The organism is Brevibacillus laterosporus (assembly GCF_030489605.1).
Lineage (GTDB): Bacteria > Bacillota > Bacilli > Brevibacillales > Brevibacillaceae > Brevibacillus_B > Brevibacillus_B laterosporus_E.
Genome location: NZ_JAUKFY010000004.1, coordinates 346,744 through 369,471, shown reverse-complemented (window position 1 = coordinate 369,471; position 22,728 = coordinate 346,744). Strand labels below are relative to the sequence as shown.

Annotated in this window: 25 protein-coding genes, 2 tRNA genes and 1 riboswitch; of the genes, 15 read left to right on the top strand and 12 right to left on the bottom strand. The window is 41.6% G+C overall.

The genetic code is table 11. The features are described from left to right. Nucleotides 1-447: 447 nt before the first annotated feature. The 3 genes from QZ995_RS07095 to QZ995_RS07085 all read right to left on the bottom strand — a co-directional run bounded on the left by QZ995_RS07095 (nucleotide 448) and on the right by QZ995_RS07085 (nucleotide 1,473). The gene (locus QZ995_RS07095) at nucleotides 448-690 is read right to left on the bottom strand and encodes a hypothetical protein (RefSeq protein ID WP_301804846.1); all 243 of its coding nucleotides are present in this window, start codon (nucleotides 688-690) and stop codon (nucleotides 448-450) included. Nucleotides 691-810: 120 nt separating this feature from the next. After that, on the bottom strand, nucleotides 811-1,113 hold the full coding sequence (locus QZ995_RS07090; protein ID WP_301804844.1) for a HesB/IscA family protein: 303 nt from the start codon (nucleotides 1,111-1,113) through the stop codon (nucleotides 811-813). 207 nt (nucleotides 1,114-1,320) lie between these two features. Next, nucleotides 1,321-1,473 (bottom strand): hypothetical protein, encoded by a 153-nt coding sequence (locus QZ995_RS07085; RefSeq protein WP_018670433.1) that lies wholly within the window; start codon nucleotides 1,471-1,473, stop codon nucleotides 1,321-1,323. A 151-nt stretch (nucleotides 1,474-1,624) separates the two neighbouring features. Here QZ995_RS07085 and QZ995_RS07080 point away from each other — a divergent pair. The 3 genes from QZ995_RS07080 to QZ995_RS07070 all read left to right on the top strand — a co-directional run bounded on the left by QZ995_RS07080 (nucleotide 1,625) and on the right by QZ995_RS07070 (nucleotide 2,451). Continuing rightward, nucleotides 1,625-1,700 (top strand) — tRNA-Thr (locus tag QZ995_RS07080). Between the two features lie 7 nt (nucleotides 1,701-1,707). After that, nucleotides 1,708-1,792, top strand: a tRNA-Tyr gene (locus QZ995_RS07075). Between the two features lie 467 nt (nucleotides 1,793-2,259). Further along, entirely contained in the window at nucleotides 2,260-2,451 is a 192-nt protein-coding gene (locus QZ995_RS07070) for a hypothetical protein (RefSeq protein ID WP_301804840.1), read from the top strand. A 133-nt stretch (nucleotides 2,452-2,584) separates the two neighbouring features. On the opposite strand, the gene QZ995_RS07065 is transcribed toward QZ995_RS07070, so the two are convergent. Next, complete coding sequence (locus QZ995_RS07065; protein ID WP_301804839.1) at nucleotides 2,585-3,319, bottom strand: alpha/beta hydrolase; 735 nt, start codon at nucleotides 3,317-3,319, stop codon at nucleotides 2,585-2,587. A gap of 265 nt (nucleotides 3,320-3,584) precedes the next feature. Between QZ995_RS07065 and pdhA the strand changes: the two genes are divergently transcribed. From pdhA to lpdA, 4 genes are all read left to right on the top strand, one after another. Next, nucleotides 3,585-4,670 (top strand): pyruvate dehydrogenase (acetyl-transferring) E1 component subunit alpha, encoded by a 1,086-nt coding sequence (gene pdhA / locus QZ995_RS07060; RefSeq protein ID WP_301804838.1) that lies wholly within the window; start codon nucleotides 3,585-3,587, stop codon nucleotides 4,668-4,670. 3 nt (nucleotides 4,671-4,673) lie between these two features. After that, a complete protein-coding gene (locus QZ995_RS07055) occupies nucleotides 4,674-5,651 on the top strand; it encodes an alpha-ketoacid dehydrogenase subunit beta (RefSeq protein WP_301804837.1) in 978 nt (325 codons plus the stop codon). Nucleotides 5,652-5,721: 70 nt separating this feature from the next. Beyond that, on the top strand, nucleotides 5,722-7,041 hold the full coding sequence (locus tag QZ995_RS07050) for a dihydrolipoamide acetyltransferase family protein (protein ID WP_301804836.1): 1,320 nt from the start codon (nucleotides 5,722-5,724) through the stop codon (nucleotides 7,039-7,041). Nucleotides 7,042-7,045: 4 nt separating this feature from the next. Beyond that, the gene (gene lpdA / locus QZ995_RS07045) at nucleotides 7,046-8,458 is read left to right on the top strand and encodes a dihydrolipoyl dehydrogenase (RefSeq protein WP_301804834.1); all 1,413 of its coding nucleotides are present in this window, start codon (nucleotides 7,046-7,048) and stop codon (nucleotides 8,456-8,458) included. 137 nt (nucleotides 8,459-8,595) lie between these two features. On the opposite strand, the gene thiC is transcribed toward lpdA, so the two are convergent. Both thiC and QZ995_RS07035 read right to left on the bottom strand, forming a co-directional pair. After that, entirely contained in the window at nucleotides 8,596-10,374 is a 1,779-nt protein-coding gene (gene thiC, locus QZ995_RS07040) for a phosphomethylpyrimidine synthase ThiC (protein ID WP_301804832.1), read from the bottom strand. Between the two features lie 125 nt (nucleotides 10,375-10,499). Beyond that, nucleotides 10,500-10,616: riboswitch (TPP riboswitch) on the bottom strand. A gap of 123 nt (nucleotides 10,617-10,739) precedes the next feature. Then, entirely contained in the window at nucleotides 10,740-10,889 is a 150-nt protein-coding gene (locus QZ995_RS07035; protein ID WP_022586243.1) for a small acid-soluble spore protein P, read from the bottom strand. A gap of 108 nt (nucleotides 10,890-10,997) precedes the next feature. Between QZ995_RS07035 and QZ995_RS07030 the strand changes: the two genes are divergently transcribed. Both QZ995_RS07030 and QZ995_RS07025 read left to right on the top strand, forming a co-directional pair. Beyond that, on the top strand, nucleotides 10,998-11,681 hold the full coding sequence (locus tag QZ995_RS07030; protein ID WP_301804829.1) for a hypothetical protein: 684 nt from the start codon (nucleotides 10,998-11,000) through the stop codon (nucleotides 11,679-11,681). A 63-nt stretch (nucleotides 11,682-11,744) separates the two neighbouring features. Then, nucleotides 11,745-12,611, top strand: coding sequence for a HEPN domain-containing protein (locus QZ995_RS07025; RefSeq protein WP_301804827.1), 867 nt, complete (start codon nucleotides 11,745-11,747; stop codon nucleotides 12,609-12,611). Between the two features lie 125 nt (nucleotides 12,612-12,736). Here the strand turns inward: QZ995_RS07025 and QZ995_RS07020 are convergent, their stop codons facing one another. Both QZ995_RS07020 and QZ995_RS07015 read right to left on the bottom strand, forming a co-directional pair. Beyond that, on the bottom strand, nucleotides 12,737-13,204 hold the full coding sequence (locus QZ995_RS07020) for a low molecular weight protein-tyrosine-phosphatase (protein ID WP_301804824.1): 468 nt from the start codon (nucleotides 13,202-13,204) through the stop codon (nucleotides 12,737-12,739). A 95-nt stretch (nucleotides 13,205-13,299) separates the two neighbouring features. Further along, on the bottom strand, nucleotides 13,300-14,373 hold the full coding sequence (locus tag QZ995_RS07015) for a phosphodiester glycosidase family protein (protein ID WP_301804822.1): 1,074 nt from the start codon (nucleotides 14,371-14,373) through the stop codon (nucleotides 13,300-13,302). Between the two features lie 192 nt (nucleotides 14,374-14,565). On the opposite strand from QZ995_RS07015, the gene QZ995_RS07010 reads away from it, so the two are divergent. The 6 genes from QZ995_RS07010 to QZ995_RS06985 all read left to right on the top strand — a co-directional run bounded on the left by QZ995_RS07010 (nucleotide 14,566) and on the right by QZ995_RS06985 (nucleotide 18,882). Next, complete coding sequence (locus QZ995_RS07010) at nucleotides 14,566-14,706, top strand: hypothetical protein (protein WP_003340661.1); 141 nt, start codon at nucleotides 14,566-14,568, stop codon at nucleotides 14,704-14,706. A 163-nt stretch (nucleotides 14,707-14,869) separates the two neighbouring features. Beyond that, nucleotides 14,870-16,099: a DEAD/DEAH box helicase gene (locus tag QZ995_RS07005; RefSeq protein WP_301804820.1), complete on the top strand. Its 1,230-nt coding sequence runs from the start codon at nucleotides 14,870-14,872 to the stop codon at nucleotides 16,097-16,099. 101 nt (nucleotides 16,100-16,200) lie between these two features. Then, nucleotides 16,201-16,356 (top strand): hypothetical protein, encoded by a 156-nt coding sequence (locus QZ995_RS07000; protein WP_301804818.1) that lies wholly within the window; start codon nucleotides 16,201-16,203, stop codon nucleotides 16,354-16,356. A gap of 291 nt (nucleotides 16,357-16,647) precedes the next feature. After that, entirely contained in the window at nucleotides 16,648-17,805 is a 1,158-nt protein-coding gene (locus tag QZ995_RS06995) for a DUF3900 domain-containing protein (protein ID WP_301804815.1), read from the top strand. Nucleotides 17,806-17,860: 55 nt separating this feature from the next. Beyond that, the gene (locus QZ995_RS06990) at nucleotides 17,861-18,712 is read left to right on the top strand and encodes a DUF1444 family protein (RefSeq protein ID WP_301804812.1); all 852 of its coding nucleotides are present in this window, start codon (nucleotides 17,861-17,863) and stop codon (nucleotides 18,710-18,712) included. A 5-nt stretch (nucleotides 18,713-18,717) separates the two neighbouring features. After that, a complete protein-coding gene (locus QZ995_RS06985; RefSeq protein WP_258418161.1) occupies nucleotides 18,718-18,882 on the top strand; it encodes a hypothetical protein in 165 nt (54 codons plus the stop codon). Between the two features lie 145 nt (nucleotides 18,883-19,027). Here QZ995_RS06985 and QZ995_RS06980 read toward each other — a convergent pair whose 3' ends face one another. From QZ995_RS06980 to QZ995_RS06965, 4 genes are all read right to left on the bottom strand, one after another. Further along, a complete protein-coding gene (locus QZ995_RS06980) occupies nucleotides 19,028-20,143 on the bottom strand; it encodes a DUF2515 family protein (protein ID WP_301804809.1) in 1,116 nt (371 codons plus the stop codon). Between the two features lie 128 nt (nucleotides 20,144-20,271). Further along, nucleotides 20,272-20,721, bottom strand: coding sequence for a DUF441 domain-containing protein (locus QZ995_RS06975; protein ID WP_031415625.1), 450 nt, complete (start codon nucleotides 20,719-20,721; stop codon nucleotides 20,272-20,274). A gap of 26 nt (nucleotides 20,722-20,747) precedes the next feature. Beyond that, the gene (locus QZ995_RS06970) at nucleotides 20,748-21,056 is read right to left on the bottom strand and encodes a DUF1811 family protein (RefSeq protein ID WP_301804806.1); all 309 of its coding nucleotides are present in this window, start codon (nucleotides 21,054-21,056) and stop codon (nucleotides 20,748-20,750) included. A 350-nt stretch (nucleotides 21,057-21,406) separates the two neighbouring features. Beyond that, complete coding sequence (locus QZ995_RS06965; RefSeq protein WP_301804804.1) at nucleotides 21,407-22,168, bottom strand: cell wall hydrolase; 762 nt, start codon at nucleotides 22,166-22,168, stop codon at nucleotides 21,407-21,409. Nucleotides 22,169-22,728 lie beyond the last annotated feature (560 nt).

Sequence of the window (22,728 nt, the reverse complement as noted above, 5' to 3'; positions counted from 1 at the left end):
TGCCTATGAGGCGAAGCGATGGAATGAGGAAGTGTGGGCACGAGCATCTGAAAAATTTATAAACTATCGTGGCTATGGAGATCATTCGAGGATGCTTAGCGGAGAACAAGTTACTAAAAATGGCTCCATACTCAAAGAGATTCTCCAAGCGATTTTTGCTCTGAAGTAAATGATGTACAGTAGGAAGTGTAATTTCCGTGATTTCCCCTATAAAGATTCTTGTTTGTAGGGGAAATCACTATTTATCTTTTCGAGAGGAGCAGCAGATGAATTTTCAAAAACAAGACAAACATCCCTCAAAAAACCTGTATTCCAGTGGGCATTAACACATGTAAGACCATATCGTTTTTGGCTTTTTCTCTGTATCGTTGCTTCTCTGATCGTAGCGACAATCGAAAATTGGATGGGAATCTTAATTAGAACGATGCTAGAAAATACAAATGACTATCAAAAGCTAGTAAGCTTCGCTACCTTGATTTTAGGATTAAATGGCATCAGCATAAAGAGTAAGCGAGTTGTAAGAGATTCGTTTTTTTCAAGGATGCGAGTAAAGACGATTTGGCTACACCCATTAACGGCAGAAACTGGCGAATCAATCGGTTTAAAGCCTTGCCGACGGTCACTAGAGATGGTTAAATTTCCATAGGGGAGTGTTGTTTGCAAGTTTTGATTCATCTGAGTAAATTGCATGATCCTTCCTCCTGTTTAGAAAATGGAGAAACCACGAAGAAGTGCTCCTCGTGGTTTCTTTTTAAGACAAATGATATGTAGAATATGATTTGATTCAAACAAATGAATCAGGTAGAAAAATTAGTGATCTCCTGTATTGCCCTTGCTTGGATTAGTTACAACAAAGCCTTCCTCTGGAATAAACAGATAGTCTATTACAACGCCATCTAGTAATTCCTCGGAGGTTTCAAGAAGAACATCAATGTCTTTATCAGTAGATACAACGGTATCCTTCTCTGATGGTTTGTCCAAGGTCATTCCGTAATGAGCGTGATTACCGTGTTTGTGTGTGATGTATACGCGAAGCTTTAAATCTTTATCAGTTTCCTGAGCCATAATTTCATTGATTTTTTTGGCCGCATTGCGAGTAATTTTTGCTTTCATCGTCGAGGACTCCTTACCTTGTTAGGATGTGTTCATCATAACAAACTTACCTTCCTTGTGGCAAACCTCTTACGCACTTTTACGTGAACATATTGAATGTAAGGAATGGTTACATTTTTTAAGGTAAAAGTAGGAACAGTAAAAACTGGCTCAAAATATGAATATTGGGTTGCCAATATGAACTTGGCAACCCAAGCTAACTAGTTTTTAATAAAATGCTCCAGGCCAATCGTACCATCCCAGCGAAGATAAATAAGCATCTGTAAATGCATCTTCTTCACGAGGAGGGTAGGATAATTCGTGCTCATCTACAAATAACAACTCACTCGGCTCTGCATGACGATGTGGATCGTAATTCATGGAGAAAAGCCTCCCTTCACGGTAATAGTCTGTCCCATTTTTAAAGGAAATACCATTTTAAAATTTTTTTCAAAAAGGTATTGAATATCAAAAAGGTTCATGATATACTCAATCTTGTTGTGAAGCAAATTATATATTAGTTGCTTGAGATGCCGGTGTAGCTCAATTGGTAGAGCACCTGACTTGTAATCAGGGGGTTGTGGGTTCAAGTCCTATCGCCGGCACCATTTTTACGGGGAGATAGTGAAGTGGCTAAACACGGCAGACTGTAAATCTGCTCCCTCAGGGTTCGGCGGTTCGAATCCGTCTCTCCCCACCATACTTGTAAGTAAGCACTTTGACTGTTAGTCAAGGTGCTTTTTGTATTACCGAGCATTTGTGTTTCAATTATTTTGATGAAATTACTTCAAATACAATTATTTTATGACACATGATTATCTGTATGTTATCCTATCATTGAAAGAGAGTATGATAAGGGTTATACATAGTAAAAAGTTGTCTAGCTAACACTATTAAAATAGCTGAATTTTCCAGAAAAGGCAAAGGAAGCGCTGGCTTCATCTTTTTATTAAAGGGAAACTAACGATCGATTTGTCTAAATTTTGTATTCTCTTTTTGATTCTTTGTTTGTGTAAATGAAGAAGGCCTTATTTTTAGGTAGTAAGGAAAGGCGGAAGGAAGCTCCTCTTCTATAAAATCTCGTTCTACAGTTCTTCTTCGTGCGATTAAAGGAAAGCTCTGTTTGTCATACTAGGAAAGAGGAACTTATGAAACTGGGGTGGATACGTGATTTCACAACAAGATATTATGAAGATGAAGCAACAGATGAATCGGGAAGTCAGTAAGCTGGTTAATATTGTATTAGCAGATTCGCAACAAGTGGCTGGCGAAATTTCGGAAGCAACCGATGAGGAGATTCGCTTATCTGATGGGCGGACCTACAGGTATGAAAATATCCGAGAAATTAATGGCCTATAGAAATGAAAGCGTTACCAATTGAATGGGAAGTGTCGCAATTATTTTATTAGGAAGCTGCGATGTCCTTGCCGTCCTATCAGCCTGTATTTCTTTAAGGCTAAAAAAGGGGGCAGAAGCACCCCCTTGTCATAGTTTACAGACCTGAGATTGGAAAGAAGTGGGTCAATGCATCAGGTAGCACTCGTTGCCAAAAGCCCCATACATGGTCGCCGTGATCCTCAATATAGGAGATACGTGCTTGCTTTTGATCCAAAACAGACTTCATTCTTCGGTTGTAGTCCAAGAAATCGTAAGTGCCTGTACTGGTTTCGACTTGCAACTCTTCTAAGCCTACGATCATCCACATATTCATCCAGGATAGGTCAGTTTCTTTTTTCGCCTCATCAATAGAGGCATCAAAGAATGCACCTGATAAAGAGATGATTTTGTGGAAGAGATGAGGGTAATCAAGAGCTAAATGGAACGAAACTGTGCCGCCAAGGGAGTCACCGGCTAGAATACGGCTATCCGGGTCTTGTCGGATTGGATATTTGTCTTCAATATAAGGCACAAGCTCCTCTGCGAAGAAGCGTTTGTACCCAGGGTTTCTCTCCCCAACATGTGAGTATTCACTGGTGCGTTTGCTTCGTTCGTTTGAGACGCCGACAATAATCATAGGCTGCATGCCTTCTTCGAGAATAAGGCGGTTAGCAATTGTAGCGATTCGTCCCATCGTAAAGAACTCATTTCCATCCTGACAGTAGATGACCGGGTAGGAGAGCATGTCATTGTAACCCGGAGGTAAATATACTTTTACTTGACGTGGTGCATCTAGGTACTTGCTGGTAAGTTCTTCTTTGATGATGGTTCGTTTTAGGATGTCTGACATCGAATGAAAACCTCCCGACAATTATTCTATCGTTTTAACAAATTGTAATTAAGGTCTTGCAAAAAAATGATACAGAACTTATCATTGATAATAACAGGAACAAGTAAACCCCTGTAATGACTATATTATAACACAAAAAACAGAGTCATGAACTGAAATATAACAGTTAAAATAACTTTTATATGGTTCACATATACAGGGCTTTCGTATCTTCCGAAAAATGTAATTTTACTCCAAACAAAACTCCGTTAATGAGGTGAGCTAAATGACTGTATCTACTGCTGTAGAACATATCGGTCACAATGAGCCATTGCAAATTCTGGCTCCGGATGGAACTGTTGTTAATCCTGAAATGATGCCTAAGCTTTCTGATGAAGAGCTTCGTGAAATTATGCGCCGCATGGTTTTCACTCGTGTTTGGGACCAACGTGCAATTAGTTTGCAACGTCAAGGTCGTCTTGGCTTCGTAGCTCCAGTTTCTGGGCAAGAGGCTACTATGGTAGGTTCTGAATTTGCTTTGAGCAAAGAAGACTTTATCCTACCAAGCTACCGTGACCTTCCACAAATGGTATGGCATGGTGTTCCTATGTACCAAGTATTCTTGTGGTCCCGCGGTCATATCGAAGGCGGACGTTACCCTGACGGTGTAAACGTATTGATGCCACAAATTATCATTGCGGCACAATGTACACAAGCTACTGGTGTAGCAATGGGCTTTAAGCTTCGCGGAGAAAAGAGAGTAGCAATCAACTACTTCGGTGATGGTGCAACTTCTCAAGGTGATTTCTATGAAGCAATGAACTATGCTGGTGTATACAACCTACCAGTTATCTTCTTTAACCAAAACAATGGTTATGCAATCTCCTTGCCGTTTGCTAAGCAAACAAAATCCGAAAACATCGCTGTTAAATCCGTAGCAGCTGGTATTTCTAGCGCTCGTATTGATGGTATGGACGTTCTTGCAGTTGTAAAAGCAACACAAGTTGCAAGAGAACGCGGTATTAACGGTGGAGGAGCTACATTGATCGAAGCTCTTACATACCGTTTCGGTCCTCACTCCATGTCTGGTGATGATCCAACTCGTTACCGTACTGGTGAAGAGCAATCCGAATGGGAACAAAAAGATCCATTAATTCGTTTCCGTAAGTTCCTAGAAGCAAAAGGACTATGGAGCGAGCAAGATGAAGAGGCAGTAATCGAAGAGGCAAAAGCCCATGTTGCTGAGCAAATCAAGAAAGCTGACGAAACAGCTAAAATGAAAGTTTCTGAGCTTATTGATGTGATGTTCGAGACTTTGCCTCCACACCTAGAAGAACAAAAAGCAGAATATCTGGCAAAGGAGTCGAAGTAAGCCATGGCAAATTTGACAATGATTCAAGCCATTACTGATGCGATGCGTATTGAATTGGCACGCGACCCTCAAGTTCTAGTATTTGGGGAAGACGTGGGTAATAATGGCGGTGTATTCCGTGCAACAGAAAATCTGCAAAAAGAGTTTGGCGAAGACCGCGTATTCGATACGCCTCTAGCTGAATCTGGATTTGGTGGATTGGCAGTAGGTCTTGGTATCAACGGATTCCGTCCAGTTGTTGAGATTCAATTCTTTGGTTTCGTTTTTGAAACAATTGATGCGATCGCAACTCAAGCTGCTCGCATGCGTTACCGTTCTGGTGGAAAATTCACTAGCCCAATCGTATTCCGCTCTCCATTTGGTGGCGGCGTAAAAACCCCTGAGTTGCATTCTGACTCACTAGAAGGTATCTTCCTTCAAACACCAGGTGTGAAAGTGGTAATCCCATCTAATCCTTACGATGCAAAAGGTCTATTGATCTCCGCGATTCGCGATAACGATCCGGTAATCTTCCTTGAGCATATGAAACTATATCGTTCCTTCCGTCAAGAAGTACCGGAAGGCGAATATACAATTCCATTGGGTAAAGCAAACATCGTTCGTGAGGGTACAGATGTAACGATCATCACTTACGGTGCAATGGTTCAAACAAGCATGAAAGCTGCGGAAGAATTGGAAAAACAAGGTAAAAGCGTTGAAGTTATCGACTTGCGCACCCTGTCTCCATTAGATATGGAAACAATCCTTGCTTCCGTACAAAAAACAAATCGTGCAATCGTTGTGCAAGAAGCACAACGCACTGCCGGTGTCGCTGCTGAAATCATCGCGCAAATCAACGAAAAAGCTATCTTACATCTAGAAGCGCCTGTTCTTCGTATCGCACCTCCAGATTCCGTGTTCCCGTTTGCACAAGCAGAAGATGTTTGGCTTCCTGATGTAAAAGGTGTTATTGACGGCGTGAACCGCGTATTGGAGTTCTAAGATTCGTATAATCAATGGCGGAAAGTAAGCTTTCCGCCTTCTTTCTCGAAATCGATAGGAGGGAATTATAGTGGCACGATTTGAATATAAACTGCCGGAAACCGGTGAAGGTATCCACGAAGGCGAAATTGCAAAATGGCATGTTGCTGTAGGAGATACAATTGAAGAGGATCAAGTTATCCTAGAAGTACAAAACGACAAATCCATGGTAGAACTACCATCTCCTGTTGCAGGTAAAGTAGTTGAGATCAATGTGAGTGAAGGTACTGTTTCTACAGTAGGTGACACACTTTGTGTCATTGAAGTAGAAGGTGCATTGCCTGAAGGTGCAGATCATGGACATGGTGGCGAAAGCGCAGCTCCAGCTCAAGAAGCTCCTAAAGCTACTGAAGCACCAGCGGCGGCAGCACCAGCACCAGCTGTTGCTCAAGGCGGAGCTCCAATCGATCGCAAGCAAGTACTTGCTACTCCTTCCGTGCGTAAATACGCTCGTGAAAAGAACATTGATTTGGCCCTTGTACCAGGTACAGGCGGTAAAGTTGGCCGAATTACCAAAGCTGATGTAGATGCATATCTTGCTGGTGGCGCTGCAGCACCTGCTCAAGCAGCAGCACCAGCGGCGGCAGCAGCACCAACTGCTACTCAAGCAGCAGCTACACCTACACAACACTACGCTCCACAAGCTTTCGAATTAGAAGAGCGCGTACCTTTGAAAGGTATCCGTAAAGCTATTTCTAAAGCAATGGTTAAATCTAAATACACAGCTCCACACGTTACTTTGTTTGACGAAGTAGACGTTACTGGCTTGGTTGATCTACGTAAAGAAGGTAAACCACTAGCTATGGAACAAGGAATTAAATTAACTTACCTTCCATTCATTGTGAAAGCAGTAGTGGCTGGTTTGAAAAAATTCCCAATCCTTAACACATCTATGGATGATGAAACACAAGAAATCATCTTTAAAAAGTACTATAATATTGGTATTGCAACATCTACAGAAGAGGGCTTGCTCGTACCTGTAGTTAAAGGCGCAGATCGTAAATCCATCTTCGAAATCTCTGCTGAGATTAACGAATTAGCTGGTAAAGCTCGTGACCGTAAAGCAACTGCCGATGAAATGAAAGGTTCTACTTTCAGCATCACAAACATCGGTTCTGCTGGTGGAATGTTCTTCACTCCAGTGATCAACCATCCTGAAGTAGCTATTTTGGGTGTAGGTCGCATTGAAGAGAAACCAGTAGTGAAAAACGGTGAGATTGTTGTTGCACCAGTCTTAGCGTTGTCTCTAAGCTTTGACCACCGTCTAATCGATGGAGATCCAGCGCAACGTTTCATGAACTATATCAAAAAGCTTCTGGAGAACCCAACACTATTGGTTATGGAGGGATAACAACATGGTAGTAGGAGAATTCGTAGAAGAAATTGACGTAGTAGTCATCGGGGCAGGTCCTGGTGGTTATGTCGCAGCAATCCGCGCAGCTCAATTGGGGAAAAGCGTAGTTGTAGTAGAACGTGGTAACGTAGGTGGCGTATGCTTGAACGTGGGTTGTATCCCATCAAAAGCTCTGATCCATGCTTCTCACGTTTATGAAAATGCACAGCATGGTGCTAGCATGGGTATTACCATGGAAAACGTGAAAGTTGACTATGCGAAAGTACAAGAATGGAAAAGCGGCATCGTGAAACAATTGACTGGCGGGGTTGCTTCCTTGTTCAAAGGAAACAAAGTACGTCTAGTTTCCGGGGAAGCGTTCTTCTTGTCTGAGAATGAAATCAGCGTTTATAACGAAAATGAGTCCCATAAATTCAAGTTCAACAATGCGATTATCGCAACAGGTTCTCGTCCGTTCGAACTCCCAGCGTTTAAATGGAGCAAGCGAGTCTTGTCCTCTACTGAGGTATTAAGTCTTAACGAAATTCCAAAACGCATGGTAGTTATCGGCGGTGGATACATCGGGGTTGAGCTTGGTACAGTTCTTGCTAAATTTGGTACAGAACTTACAATCCTTGAGGGTGCAGACCATATCCTACCTGGATTTGAACAAGACATGACTCGTCTAGTTGAACGTCGTTTGAAAAAACACAACGTGAAAATTCATACCAAAGCTCTTGCAAAAGGCGTGGAAGAATCAGAGAACGGTGTAGTCGTAAAAGCAGAAGTAAAAGGAGAAGAAATGTCCTTTGAAGCTGATTACGTACTAGTTACTGTTGGCCGTAAGCCTAACACAAATGATATCGGTCTTGAAGCAATCGGCGTGAAAATGAACGAGCGCGGTTTGATCGAAGTAGATAAACAAGGTCGTACAAGCCTGCCACACATCTTCGCGATTGGTGACATTGTTCCAGGTCTTGCGCTAGCTCACAAAGCTTCTTATGAAGGTAAAGTGGCTGCAGAAGCAATTGCGGGACATGCGGCAGAAGTGGATTACAAGTGCATTCCTTCTGTTGTATTCTCCGATCCGGAAATGTCCAGTGTGGGTATCTCTGAAAGAGAAGCAAAAGAACAAGGTCTAGATGTAGTTGTAGGTCGTTTCCCTTATGCTGCTAACGGACGTGCTCTATCTGTTAATGCCGGCGAAGGATTTGCAAAAATCATTGCTGACAAAGAAACAGGAGTAGTTCTAGGTGCACAATTCGTTGGGGAAGATGCTTCTAACATCGTATCTGAAGTAGCTTTGGCTATTGAGATGGGTGCTACATTAGAAGATATCGAGCTAACAATCCATGCTCACCCAACTTTGGGCGAAGTAACATTGGAAGCTGCAGAAATGGCGCTTGGTCGTCCGATTCACGTAGTAGTAAAATAATTGTTTTCTATAAAAAAAGGTTGCTGGTTTATTTCAGCAACCTTTTTTCTTTACTCATAAAAGAAGGTCTTATTAGCTTGCAAGAAAAAGACAAGAGGGTGTACAGCATACTGTATAATACAAGCTAATAAACGAGCTCAGGTATAAATTTTGGAGCCAGAGCGTTTAAACTCTTCTGCCTTTTGAGAAAGCCCTGTTTCAATGAGAGAATCATCAAGACTTGTTGTACTTTTATCCGCTAATTGATTGTTATCAACCATTTCCTTTAATTCATGACTAATTTTCATACTGCAAAATTTTGGCCCACACATCGAGCAAAAATGCGCTGTTTTAGCTGGTTCAGCAGGAAGGGCTTCATCGTGATAATCGCGTGCTCGCTCGGGATCTAATGATAAATGAAATTGATCGTGCCAGCGAAATTCAAATCGTGCTTTTGACATTGCATCATCCCATGCTTGAGCAAGGGGATGACCCTTGGCTAGATCGGCGGCATGCGCTGCGATTTTATAGGCGATGACTCCTTCTTTTACATCATGCTTATTAGGCAGTCCTAAATGTTCTTTCGGCGTTACATAGCATAGCATCGCAGTACCAAACCAGCCAATCATAGCAGCACCAATGGCAGAGGTAATGTGATCATATCCGGGGGCAATATCGGTTGTAAGCGGCCCTAAAGTATAGAAGGGAGCCTCCTGACAAATATCCTGTTGAATGTCTACATTTTCTTTAATCTTGTGCATGGGAACATGTCCTGGTCCTTCGATCATGACCTGAACATCATATTCCCAGGCAATTTTCGTCAATTCACCCAAGGTTTCTAATTCCGCCATTTGAGCAGCATCATTAGCGTCCGCAATGGATCCCGGCCGCAAACCATCCCCTAAAGAGAGTGAAATATCGTAAGCACTTGCTATTTCACAAATCTCACGGAAATGGGTATACAAGAAATTCTCCTGATGATAGGTAAGACACCAAGAGGCCATAATCGAACCTCCGCGCGAAACGATTCCTGTCACACGATTCATGGTAAGAGGGATGTAACGAAGCAGGAGTCCAGCATGCACTGTGAAGTAGTCCACACCTTGTTCTGCTTGCTCGATTAACGTATCCCGGTATAATTCCCAGGATAAATTCTCTGGCTGTCCTCCGGATTTCTCCAAGGCTTGATACAATGGTACAGTTCCGACTGGTACAGGAGCATTCCGTAAAATCCATTCACGTGTCGTGTGAATATTTTTACCGGTCGATAAATCCATGATGGTATCCGCTCCCCAGCGAATTGCCCAGACCATTTTTTCAACTTCATCTTCTATGGAGGAAAGAACAGCTGAATTTCCAATATTGGCATTTATTTTCACCAAAAATTGCTTTCCGATAAGCATAGGCTCTAACTCAGGGTGATTGATATTAGCTGGCAATATGGCACGCCCACTGGCAATTTCTTCACGTACTACCTCTGGCTTCATTCTCTCACGTATCGCTGCGAATTCCATTTCAGGTGTAATGATGCCTTTGCGTGCATAATGAAGCTGAGTGACGCGTTTTCCTCTACATGCTCGCAGAGGTTGACGATTTTCAAATGCTTGAACAGGAAGCGGGTTAGCAGCCTTCGATTTTATAGGGGCAAGATTTTTAGAGGCTCCATATGTTTCTGTGTCATTCCGTTCTAAAATCCAAGGAGAGCGGAGAGGTGCAAGACCCTTGCTGAGATCAATCGTTTCAAACAGTGTTTCATCTGTGTAGGGTCCGCTCGTATCATACACTTGTAAAGGAGCATTTGGAGTAACGCGTCCTTGCTGATCAACAGTGGGGGAAAGCGTAATTTCACGAAACGGAACCAGTAGATCAGGCCTTGAGCCGGTCACATATCTCTTGCGGCTTGCTGGAAAAAAAGACGGAGTTGATAAAATAGACATTGCTATACCTCCCAACATGGTTTGGCAACTAGCTAGGGACGGTAGGAGCGACAAACTAAAAAAGAGCCATACAGCTAAGGCTGACGGCTCTTATCCATACAAAATAAACATGCTGAAATAAACGAAGTAATTCGTATGGGATCGTTTCCTACGCTGGCATTATCCAGATCAGGTTTCACGGTCGGTAGCAGAGTTCTCCACCCTCTCAGCCTGGCTTCATCCAAGCTCCCGTATCCATATGTAGTTGCTCTTATACCATATCATATGGAAAAATGTGGGTCAATAGGACTGATGGAACGTTAAGAGTGGGAAAAATAAACAAAACCGCCAATCCGGACAGAGAAGGGCGGCTTGTTAGCAGAGGATTATCCTTCGCGTGTTTTAACTTGACGGGAATGATTCTTTTGCTTTACCTTTTTTGTCCCTGGTAAAGGTTCCCCGGTTTGTTCTAAGCCTTGAAATTGGTTATTATATGTTTGATGCGGATTTTCTACTAAGAAATCATCTTTTGCCATCCTTATCAGCTCCTTCGTGATTAGTATGGGAGGGAAATTGGTATCACATGCACAGGGAAGTGTTTGTAACGCTGAGAATTATAGTTAAACAAGAGAGGACAGATTTTTATGAAAAAAAGATCGATGTTTATGGCAGTGCTTGCTAGCTTATTACTTGTAACAGGCTGCAGTGGAAATCAATCAAACACTACGCCTACTGAAAAAGCCCAGGATATAAAGGTTAATCAGATAGATCTCACAGCCGAGCTCAAGCTTACAGAGCATGCTGTGATTGGGAAAACGACACTAGCTCAAATGGAAAAAATATATGGGCCTGCTGTAGAAAAAAAGACCATTAAAAGTAATTTTCGTACCAATTTAAAATCGGAGAATGGGCCAAATCCAGAAATAGAGCAAGAAGTAGCTTTTATTAAGATGAATCCATTAACAGGGGCAAAATGGAACAAGGCCTATCCTTTATATTTTACCAAAACGGCTGATCCTACATTAGTAGCTGCCCAAGTGATGTTAAAACGCGGAGATTTGATGAAAAATCTTGAGTCTAAAAAGCAACTGACCCTAGAAGATATTAAAAAGGTCTATGGAGCGCCAACACGCGACCTAGGAAGAGTTCTGGAGTATTATGATTTTAAAAATAAAGCTGTTCTGCATGTCATTCTAACGGACAATAATCAAATTTCCACTATGCTAACGCATTATGGATTGTTGTATGCGGACAAGCCAGAGGATATGATTGAGAATGAAAATATCATTAAACGCTTGAGTCAGGAACAAGGATCAGCATCTAAGTAAAAATGGCCCAAAGACTTTGTAAGAGTCATAACCTATAAAGCCGTGGCGAATGGAGGGATCATCATGCCGACCTTGATTGCACCCGTATTTAATACCATAACAGATAAACCGCTTCGCATACAGCTCAGTGAGGATTTCTTTCTGGTATCCGGCTTTGAGCCCTTGTATAAGATTTGTCATGAGCGTTTGCGTCCACAGATGAACGAGAACCGGCTTCATTTTGAAGAAAAAGTAAAACCAAACTCATTGTTTCTCTATGCAGAGTATCCTACCTTAAAAGTAAAAGAGGATCGTCCTTTCATAGCTGAAATCGAGAATCGCTTAAACATGGCGAATGGAGAAGGGGTTTGTTCGATCCCTTATTTATTAACTATGGAAGAAAATCGGTATGGGATTAATTATTTAAAACGCTCATTAGACGGACCTAAGTTTATATATACTGATCAAATAGCGGGATTGTTCAACCGTCTAATGAATGCAGAGATCTCGTTTCCAACCGTTCCGTATCGCAGATATTTATTAGCTTTAGAAAAGAAGTCGTTTGAGGATGAGCTATTAGATTTATGGATTGCTTTGGAGTCTTTGTTTGTACCGGATGGTAAAAAGGGAGAGATTACGTACAAGGTGCGAACAAGAATTGCTTATTATCTGGGGCAAACACCTGAAGAAAGGATTAGGATTGCCAATTTTATTAAAAACTCCTACAACCATCGTTCTGAAGTGGTTCATAGCGGTAAGGATTTAGGGAATACAATTAAAGAAGAAATACAGATATTACGTCAGATTGCCAGAGCTACCCTTATTAATTTAGCTCTTGAAAAAACCAAACTACAAAAGCTGAAGGAACAACTGGACAATTTGGTGCTAACTGGAAGAACGTACAAGGAGGAGTTTTCACCTGCTTATTTTGAGCAAATTGTCTTGCCCTAGAAATGAATGAATAGGGGAATGGCAGGGGAATTCTTCTTAAATAAGAAAAGCAGCTACTCTTTTTTCTAGGAGTGGCTGCTTTTTTTGCAAATAAACAAAACGAATAATGAAACAAGCTTGGTTTGTTAAGTTAAATGGTGTTTGTCACGAATATGATTGATTAAACCAATCGAACCTGCTTCGACTAACTCGTACACGTAATCAAATCTACCCGTAAAATAGGGGTCTTCTACTTCCGTTTCCTTATAAGCTGAAGCATAATCCATCAGTTTGGTAACATTTTTAGCATCTGGAGCAAAAGCACGCAATTTTTCTGCATTGGAATTATCCATACATACAATATAGTCAAACTGTTGAAAATCAGCAGAACGAATTTGTCTGGCAACAATAGTGTCAAAACGAATGTTATGCTTCGTTAATACTTGTTGAGTCCCTTCATGTGGAGGGTTTCCAACATGCCAACTGCCAATCGCTGCTGAATCAATTTCAATGAATCGCTCTAGTCCGGCGCGTTGTACATGATGACGAAAAACGGCTTCTGCCATTGGGGATCGGCAAATGTTTCCAAGACAAACAAATAACACACGTACCATATGAAAAACCTCCTTTCATTGCAAATGTACAAAGTAAAACCTCGGCTCTCAAGCTCGCCGAGGTTATTTGTTTTAACCTACTCACATGCCTATGCTTAGTATACCATCCATGCGTTTGGTAACCAACGACCACGTGGGTCGCCATTTGCGGATTTTGTGAGAACATTGCCTTTATCAACCATCATGGAAGAAGTACCGCCGTCCATAGCCATTCCATTTACAGCGCCGTATTCTTCGAGCAGATCAGCCATATCTTTCATGCTAGCTCCAATCGAGTGCTTTTGACGACCGTCAATAACAATGAACAAGATGGTGCCATCAGCCATCTGGCCTACAGCCGTACGTGGAGCGATTCCCCAGCTAATCGGATCTTTTCCAGCAAAGAGGTTCTTTCCATTTACCACCAATTGAGGCCTAAATGACATAGCATCCCGAATATTCATCTTCAACAGTTCTTTAGAGGTATAACGGCCTGTTATTAGTTTGCCGTTATAATCAATTCCAAGCACGGTGTCCCCGCCGGATGGATTGTAATCCTGAAGCAGTTTTCCATCTACGATCACTAGTCCGGCTGCTTGGCTGCCATATCCCATAAAATTAGGGTCATAAAAGCCGCTTGCATTGACTCCGCCAATTGCATTCGTTCGTTCTGAGAATTCACTAATCCATTCACCGCGCGGTTTACCCCGGTTCTTTTTTGTACCGGTTGTTTGAATTAAGTGCACACGGTGAGGATCGGAAACCTTCATAACGTATCCTTTAAAGTAATGAGCGGGATTGAAGTATTTCTCTACGGGAATAACTTCAGTCAGCTCTTTTTGAACAGGCTTTTCTTCTTGTTTTTCTTCTTTTGCAGGCGGAGTAGTTACTTCTGTAGGTGAAACGGAGTTAATCGCTTCGGGATTGTTAATCTCCGCACGAAGAGAATTAAGGGCGTCTTCTCCTACCAATGTATATTTAGCCCAACTGGAGTGTTGAGTTGTTAGCAACGTTCCAGCAAGCCACAACCGCAAGTCATGGGTTAAATAAAAACCAGCTACTAGTACAACGAAAGTTACAATACTTCCTAATAATAGTTTCTTTTTTCGTTTCGCTTTTCTTTTTTTAGATCTTCGCATGGGTTGTTGATCTTTAGAAGTGCGAGAACGGGTTAGTGGTGCCTCTGACATGTATCTCATTCCTATCTAGCTTAATCTGATATTTTTAGGTGTAAGGAGGTAGTTCCATTTATATGACGCTCATGTGAATAAAAGGTTACGACCTTTTTGCATTCTATTGACAGCACTTACTGGATAGACCCTAATGAAGCTATCAGCATGTTTCATCTTATTCTGGGTAAACTACATATGGAGGTGAGGTTTATGCGCGAATTTGATAAAGAGTTTCAGGAACAAGTAGAAGAGTACAGAAAAAATCCACCGGGTACTCATAACCAGCATAGTGAGACAGATCGCCATGATAAAATGGAAAAACACGAAACACGAGTGGATTCTAACTCCTAATCTGATACGTAAGGGCGATGACTCTTTTTGAGAAATCGCCTTTTGTATACATAGATGGCGATGAGAGATGCAAAGATTGAATTTGATACCTTGGGTTTTCTTCTTGCCAAGAAAATGGTAAGCTAATCTGTACGAACTATTTGGTTGTAGGAGGATTTCTTCAGTGTCTAACGATTTTATGCAAATTACACGAGGTCCCATTGTAACATTTCTAAGGGAACGTGGCTATGAAAAGCTAACTCCTATTCAAGCACAAACCTTACCTGTTATTCTAGAGGGAAAAGATGTCATAGCTGAATCTCCTACGGGATCAGGCAAAACAATGGCATATTTATTGCCTCTTGTCCAAAATTTAGATGAAACAAAAAAAGAATTACAAGTACTAGTGTTAGCACCTACGCAAGAGCTGGTTATGCAAATTTATCGCGAGGCTACGCAATTGTTGGCTTCTATTGGAATGCATGCCGCCGCACTGATTGGTGGAGTCGATGCGAAGCGCCAGTTGGAAAAGCTAAAAACCCATCCAGCTATTGTTATCGGAACGCCGGGGCGCGTAAAAGAGCTGTTGGAAATACGTAAATTAAAAGTGCATACCGTGAAAAGTGTAGTAATAGATGAGGCCGATCGTATGCTCGATCGAGGATTTGCTAATCCGGTCCAGGATGTATTGCGCCGTTTAATGCGTGATACGCAACGCTTGTTTTTCTCTGCAACATTATCTAAACAAACACAAGCTTTGATAAAGAGCATGGCTCATGACCCGGTAGTCATTGCAACAGAGGCTCCTGAGAGTAAATATGAAGTGCTTCATTTTTATTTAGTGGAAGAGGGACGTAAAAAAGCAGATGCGCTTCGGCGTCTGATTCGTTTGGTCAATGCTAAAAAAACACTTGTTTTCTTAAATACCATCGAGCGGGTTGATGAAATTAAAGAGAAGTTAACCTATCATCATCTGGAATGCGAACTGCTTCACCGAGATACGCCAAAAGTGGATCGAGCGCGGGCCCTGCAGCAATTCCGTGAGGGGAGGCTACCTGTATTAATCGTAACAGATGTAGCTGCTCGCGGTATTGATATTTCTGATGTTGAGCTGGTTATCCACTATGATCCTGCCACCGATGCCGATACATATGTTCACCGAAGCGGAAGAACGGGACGTATGGGGAAAGCCGGACTGGTCTTTTCGATTGTCTTGCCTAACCAACGATTTATCATTCAAAAATTTTCTAAACAAAAACAAATTCCGATTCTGGAAAAAGCGATGTCCTATGGGGCATTGGTTGATCCAGACGAGGTACGTAAGGCGAATTTGGGACAGAAAGCGAAAAAGCGTGAGTCTTCAAGCGGAGAACATATACAAGGTAAGCGCAGCCCTTCAAGAAAACGTACCTAACAAGACCGCTTGTTTTTCTTAGTAGGTACATAAGCCTCCTCTAACTGTGACACATTAGTAGGGTACAAACATTCCTTATTAACGGAAGGTGGGAAGGGCTTGTGCGTAAAAATCGACTGTATGAAGAGAAACTGCTGGTAAATGGACCGATTGGTGGCGAGCGGTTATCCAGTCAGGAGCGTCAAACACTGCAAAGACAAGCTCAAGATTTAAAAGAGCTAATGGAACAAGCAAAGCAAAAGGAGATTGTCGAATAGGGTCCACGTGAAAAAGAGCGGCTAAAAAAGCCGCTCTTTTAGTTACTACAAGGTTATAGCTGGTTATTTTGGACGTTTAGATAGCAAATAGAATAAAAAACAAAAACTGACCCCAAGAATAATGATCCAGATAATGCTAGTAAAAGGCAAACTGCTCAATGTTTTCTCTCCTCCTAGATGCCTAATATGCTCATGAAAATTGCTCCTTATCTCCAATGTAAGCAAATCATCTGTTATAATCAAGTTCTGATAGCTAGAACGCGGGAAATAGAGAGAAGGAGAAACATTTTTATGAACTTTAGTATCGACTGGCTTTCCTTTTTTGTATTAGAGCAGATTGATGATGAGGGAACGAAGCAGGTACGCATGTCTAAAATTCTCTCCCATGATGAATATGAACAAAGCGAGCTAAAAACGTTCCTTGACGGAGAATTTACCAAGATTGCGAAACGAAAAGTAGAAAAAAATCCTTTACATGATGCGGCGGCAACGAAATTGGGGCAATTTATCCTAGAGCCTGGACATCCGCTTGATTCAAATCCGAATTATGGGCTGTTTAAACGTTTGCTGCATTCCACAGCTAAGGAAGATATCAAGTCGCATTCGCTAGATCTCCTACAATCCTATGTCAAAACACCACAAGTTCGCGGTGGCGTGCTCATAATCGTTAAAGCCAAGCTAGACAAGCTCGACGATCAATTCTTATTTCTGTTAAAATGTGATTTTGAGCAAAAAACAGCGGTGATCACGGATGAAAACAGCCTGATATCCAATGTGGAAATGGCCATTAATGCAAAAAATATCAAATCAATTATGTATCCCTTCATGGAAGAAGAAGGTATGGTAGATATTTATCATGTGAAAATTCATCAGTTCTCCCATGCCCGCTATTTTGAAGAATTCCTCAAATTTATCGAGTATCCGAGAACGATCACAGAGATTGTCTCTCAAGAAGTTATCTCGCTTGCAAAACAGCATATTGAATATACGTATCCAGAAGATTCACCGCAGCGTCAGCAGGAGGAAGAAGAAATCGAACTAATAGCTGCTAGTCCTAAACGGGAGCTGTCTGAGAAATGGGAACATGAGACCGTCATGGAAGCGATGCATATCATTACGGAGCACCAACCTGAGATTGAACTGAAATTTAAATTGGATCACCTGCAGGTAAGAGCAATGCTGTCCGATTATGGGACACAAATGAATATTGCCAAAGTGAATGGCCGTTATGTTGTTGTCTTAGAGGGAGATGCACTGCAATTTGAGAAAGGCTTCTCTCCTGTGGAATTTTTAAAGCCCAAATCTCTTCATGAGCTAGTAGATGACATTGAAAGAAGGGCTAAAGAAGCGACCGTTCATCCTGGATACCAAGCAAACAGCGCTGAAGAAACCTCTAGTATGGAAGTAGCATCAGCACTAGCACCTTCAGATGATGCTCCACCTTGGTAGGAACGATTTTTTTAAAAGGCAATGCAAAGTAGCGATCAGACAAAGAGGTGAGTAGATGAGCTACAATCATGATCAAGAACAAAAACACAATCCAAAAGGCAGTGAATCCATTCAAAAGCGTGTAAAAGAATTATTGGAGAAAGAATTACCCGAGGGCTGGAGCTGTCTTTTAGACGGGGAGCACATGAAGCTACAAGCTGTTATAAAAGATGAGATCCATGAGCGCTCCATTTCCCTAGAAGCCTTATATAAGCAGGTGGAAGCTCAGCCTGACAACCGTCGTGAACTTTTATATCGTTATGTACAGCATATAATGGCAGCGGTAAAAGGAGCTACAGATACAAGTAAGCTAGAGGGAAATGAACAGAATGTGTATCCAGTGTTGCGCCATTCATCTTTTTTCGACCATCCTCGAGCCAAAACCTTAATCACCCATCCCCATACAGCAGAAACCACAGTTGCCTACGCGTTAGATCGCGAGGACGGATACATTCTACTGGATGAGAAAATGCTACAGCAAGCGGGTTGGACGCAAGAGAAGCTACATGACCTTGCGATGGACAATCTTGAGGCATCTCCTTATACCATTAAAACCGATCAGGTAGGGGAGCATGTGCTTTATTTTCTCAATGCACAAGACGGATATGCGGCGAGTCGGATTTTATTGCCCGGAATCCTGCATGAATTTGAGGGGAAAAAGAAAGGAAAGCTACTGGGAACCGCTATTCCTCATCAGGATGTCATGATCATTGGCGATCTAGCAAATGATAAAGGGGCACAACTATTAGCTCAAGTAACACACCATTTCGCAAGTAAAGGTGACGTGCCAATATGTCCGTTACCTTTCATCTATCAACATGGGGAATTAGAGACCTATCTGGTCGTTACTCCTAATCAGAAAGGATAAGAAAAATGCTAACGAAAATTGAAAAAGAACTACTAGAAGAATGCATGGATGATTTATATGCTGATTATAGCGATTATAAAAAAAGCTTGAAGCCGGGAGAAGAAATGAACGCAACCTATAAGACGTTTATTAGCATTACGAAAAAATTGGGATTGACCCAGCCTAAATAGGCCAAAGTAACACAGCGGGATGACAAGAAGCTATCCCCATTTTTAGATAAAGTCTTTTGTCACTGTCACATGGAAAGCAACCTATAGTCAGGTTGCTTTCCTTTTTTTGTGAATAGGCTATAGCTTAGTAACAAATGGGGTTTATTTATTTTGAAAAATTACGATCTTTTGTAATGGATTGAAGCCATTGCTTTATTTTCAAAAACGGAGCAAACCAATGAGTGCCTTGTCTGATCATATCTAATGCCGATTGATATTCAGACTCTCCTTCTACTGGTAACAGCTCTCCTTTTTCTAATTTATCGTACCAGGACAGGTCACAAAACCAGTCTGTTCCCCCGGCATCCTTATGGCGAACAGGTAACCATACTTGTTCTAAACAAGGACTGTAGGCTGGGAAGGGCTCATCAGTGGCAAAGGCAGATGTACGTATCTTTTCTTCAATAGAAGTAAAACGATGGGGCCAATAATCAGCCCTTGAGCCTGTATGCTTAACCTCTTCGCAAAAACGACAGATAGCTTTCAAACGTTCAGGTTTAGCAAATAGATAATGATATAAGGTTTTGCCGATCTGAATACGGCTGGATAGCTTCTCAAAATGCGCCAGATTAAGCACCAGAATTTTATCGTAGGCATTGCTATGCGAGGTTTGGTAAGGGAATAGGACTTGTTGCAAGGAAAGCATTTCGGGTAAGGTAAAATCTAATCGTGTTAATACATGTTTGACAAAGTGTGGATGGGTAATGACTCGCTGATGAATGTAATTTTGTTCATTAATAATGAGAGCCCAGGTAAGCCGTCTACGTTCAGCTTTTAGGGTTGGATCAAAAGGACTCCATGCTTTTCCTTTAAATTGAGACATGCTGCTCCAAAATTGAGACCAAATCGGGATCATAAATGCAGAAACACCAAGCTCAGGGAGCCATGCTGAAAAATCCTGCGAATGTCTCTGCATAGCTTCATATAGCAATAGCTGGGGATAGGCATCTTGGAATATAAGCCAGTTACATCGCTCCAAAAAGATAAAAAAATCCTCTATTTCTTGCTGAGGTAATATTTTGGGCAACCATTCCCCGCGTAAATCGGTCATTTGCCAACCGCCGTTACGTGAGACCAAATGAGCTAACAGAGCCCAATCTATTTCAGGATAAGCCTTATAAAAGGAATGATAAGCATTCGTGCGGGAAATATTTGTGGCATTTGCTTCCCTTACCTGATCTCGAATGCTTGCCAGGATTTCTGTTTTTGAAAAAGCAGACATGGCAGTGTAAAAATCCTTTCTTTTACAGATACATATTAGCCTATCCTGTTTTCGGGAGAACATGCAGCATATGCAGTAACTAGAAAACAAGCCTCTCACCCGTATGGATGGAGGCTTGTTTTTTATGCTTATTTTGGTAAAACCTGAAATAACATCGAAACGATGCCAGCAGCGATTAATGGTCCCACAGGAACCCCTTTAAATAGTGATACCCCGATAATTGTTCCTACTAATAACCCTGTAACAATGACAGGATTCGCTGACATGAGGCCTGCACCTCGTCCCCCTAAGTAAGCAACAAAAATTCCTACCACTACAGCTAATAACGATTGCCAGTGGGTAAATGTACTCCAAATCATTTGCGGTGTAATTTTTCCACTAGCAAGCGGAGTCATAACGCCGATTGTTAAAATAATGATTCCGATATGCAAACCGTTTTGTTCTAAAAACGGAAAAACACGCTCTAATTGTAATAAACGCACAAACAGTAAAAAAGAAACGGCAATCGCTACTGCATTATTACTACCTACAATTGCCAATCCTAGCAATAACAACAGAAGTAAACTGGTGATGTCCATGATGATAGTCTCACTTTCCCCGAAAATTATTCTTCTAGCATGCCGACTGGAAAACCCACGGCTTCTGCCTCTCTGTCATGTTGAAAGGTTCCCCATGCAAATACACCATTAAAATAATCAATGATAAAGGGCTCTTGTTGTCCGTGTACCTTATAGCATTTCCCAATACGGAATTCTTTGGTGCCTAGATAATAGGATTTTGCCATGAAAAATTTTTGTTCAAGAATGCCAACGCTTACCTGATCGTTTTGTCTTTTTTTCTCATCAATTTCTTTCCGAAGTGTTTCCATTTCCTCTTGTAGTTCTGCTAAGGTAAACTGGCTGTATAAACGCATATTTTGCCTCCCCTATACTTGATTCCTGCTTCTATTTATCTTACTAACTCTTTATTGTAACAAGAAAAAAGAAAAAACGTGAGCAAAATGGTAAAAAAAAAGCACTCATCCGTCATGGAATGTGTGCAGAGAATATGGGGGTTTTGAGAAGGAACACTTACTAATCGATTGAATTCGCTCTCACCCGAATAACCGTTGTGATAAGTACTCTGAAGAAAGAGTCTTCAGTATCCAACTCAAATTTGAAACGACTGATTAGGCCTTACTATATCAAACAAAAATAAATTGGAAATAAAGGTAAAATAAAAGAAAAATAAAATCATGTGAAATCACAAGTTACTCCTATTTTTCTAAACAGCAAATACATGGTTATCAATCACGACAGTTGTTGTCCGGCTAAAGATCCACCTAGAAGTAGAGATGTCTGGATTGTAAAAATACAGGGCTCCACGAGAAGGGTCATCTCCAAATAAAGCATCTCGAACAGCTAATTGAGTTTCTTTGTTTTTAGCAGAGGACAATCGTCCATTTTGAATAACGCTAAACGCATTACGAGCAAAAATGACGCCTTTTATAGTATCAGGGAACTGCTCTGATTTCACTCGATTTAATACAACGGCTGCCACGGCAACCTTTCCTTTATATGGCTCACCGCGGCTTTCCGCATAAACTAGACGTTCTAACATGTCAATTTCCGCGGAAATAGAATTACTTTTTTGTAACCGGGCGAAGGTTTCTTCATTAAGTAGTCCAGTTACCGGGAGACCTTTTAAGCGTTGAAAAGCGGCTACTGCTTGTCCTAATTCCTCACTTGACCGACCGTCAATCGGCCCCTGATATAGCCCTGCTTTTTGGAGCTTAGCTTGCGTTTTCTTAATGTTTTTCTGATTACTGTCTGTTGGCACCTCTTCTACAGCTTCCAACTTTGCTGGACTTTGTTGAGGAGCAAAAGCCGAGGCAGCTTGTTTTTCTGTCTTGTTTGCAGACACGGGTTGGATGACCGGAGCAGCTACACCGGCTGGTGTAAAGAAAAATGCGATAGCACTAACGCTTGCTAAAAGACTAATGTGTAAAGCCATACGTATCAAAGGTAATGTCCTTATTGATTCCAAGAGAATGCCTCCTTTAAAGTTCGGATGGGAGCTAGACTAGTTCACCACACGTCAAATTTGGCAATTTTTTCATGTAATAGAAAAGGACGTAGAGGTAAACGCCCTTTTATTTTTTGTCCTCAATTTATGCCGATGAGTCTTTTGGTCTCCAATCATTCTAGTCGCAGGGAAAAGACTAGGACAATAGTAGGATATTGGAAACCAAATTGGGAGGAAATGCATGAAAAAACGCTATAGGGATATAGAAATGGAAGGGATTTCCTTTAACAGGGACCAGCAGTAGGCAGTGAGAAAGGGAAGGCTTTTAGAAGATACGGACGTGTAAAAGCGCATTGGGACAAGGAATGAAGGGAACAAAAGGCTAGTGGGAAGGCATGAGTTAGCCAGCTAGAAAACAGGATTGAACATGATCAAAAAAAGCAGAAATAGACAGGTATGGAGGAGAACAAATGGTTCACTTTGCCAAGAATGAACCCGAAGATTGGCTATCATACCTCTAATTCCCATGGGAAACGTATGAAATATCGTAGAAGAATGGGATTGTATAGAAGCTGTATATG

Bases quoted from the DNA above. Each gene is read 5' to 3' on its own strand.
- QZ995_RS07095 (WP_301804846.1), bottom strand. From the start codon at position 690: ATGCAATTTACTCAGATGAATCAAAACTTGCAAACAACACTCCCCTAT.
- QZ995_RS07090 (WP_301804844.1), bottom strand. From the start codon at position 1,113: ATGAAAGCAAAAATTACTCGCAATGCGGCCAAAAAAATCAATGAAATT.
- QZ995_RS07085 (WP_018670433.1), bottom strand. From the start codon at position 1,473: ATGAATTACGATCCACATCGTCATGCAGAGCCGAGTGAGTTGTTATTT.
- QZ995_RS07065 (WP_301804839.1), bottom strand. From the start codon at position 3,319: ATGTCAGACATCCTAAAACGAACCATCATCAAAGAAGAACTTACCAGC.
- pdhA (WP_301804838.1), top strand. From the start codon at position 3,585: ATGACTGTATCTACTGCTGTAGAACATATCGGTCACAATGAGCCATTG.
- QZ995_RS07055 (WP_301804837.1), top strand. From the start codon at position 4,674: ATGGCAAATTTGACAATGATTCAAGCCATTACTGATGCGATGCGTATT.
- lpdA (WP_301804834.1), top strand. From the start codon at position 7,046: ATGGTAGTAGGAGAATTCGTAGAAGAAATTGACGTAGTAGTCATCGGG.
- thiC (WP_301804832.1), bottom strand. From the start codon at position 10,374: ATGTCTATTTTATCAACTCCGTCTTTTTTTCCAGCAAGCCGCAAGAGA.
- QZ995_RS07035 (WP_022586243.1), bottom strand. From the start codon at position 10,889: ATGGCAAAAGATGATTTCTTAGTAGAAAATCCGCATCAAACATATAAT.
- QZ995_RS07030 (WP_301804829.1), top strand. From the start codon at position 10,998: ATGAAAAAAAGATCGATGTTTATGGCAGTGCTTGCTAGCTTATTACTT.
- QZ995_RS07025 (WP_301804827.1), top strand. From the start codon at position 11,745: ATGCCGACCTTGATTGCACCCGTATTTAATACCATAACAGATAAACCG.
- QZ995_RS07020 (WP_301804824.1), bottom strand. From the start codon at position 13,204: ATGGTACGTGTGTTATTTGTTTGTCTTGGAAACATTTGCCGATCCCCA.
- QZ995_RS07015 (WP_301804822.1), bottom strand. From the start codon at position 14,373: ATGTCAGAGGCACCACTAACCCGTTCTCGCACTTCTAAAGATCAACAA.
- QZ995_RS07010 (WP_003340661.1), top strand. From the start codon at position 14,566: ATGCGCGAATTTGATAAAGAGTTTCAGGAACAAGTAGAAGAGTACAGA.
- QZ995_RS06995 (WP_301804815.1), top strand. From the start codon at position 16,648: ATGAACTTTAGTATCGACTGGCTTTCCTTTTTTGTATTAGAGCAGATT.
- QZ995_RS06990 (WP_301804812.1), top strand. From the start codon at position 17,861: ATGAGCTACAATCATGATCAAGAACAAAAACACAATCCAAAAGGCAGT.
- QZ995_RS06985 (WP_258418161.1), top strand. From the start codon at position 18,718: ATGCTAACGAAAATTGAAAAAGAACTACTAGAAGAATGCATGGATGAT.
- QZ995_RS06980 (WP_301804809.1), bottom strand. From the start codon at position 20,143: ATGTCTGCTTTTTCAAAAACAGAAATCCTGGCAAGCATTCGAGATCAG.
- QZ995_RS06975 (WP_031415625.1), bottom strand. From the start codon at position 20,721: ATGGACATCACCAGTTTACTTCTGTTGTTATTGCTAGGATTGGCAATT.
- QZ995_RS06970 (WP_301804806.1), bottom strand. From the start codon at position 21,056: ATGCGTTTATACAGCCAGTTTACCTTAGCAGAACTACAAGAGGAAATG.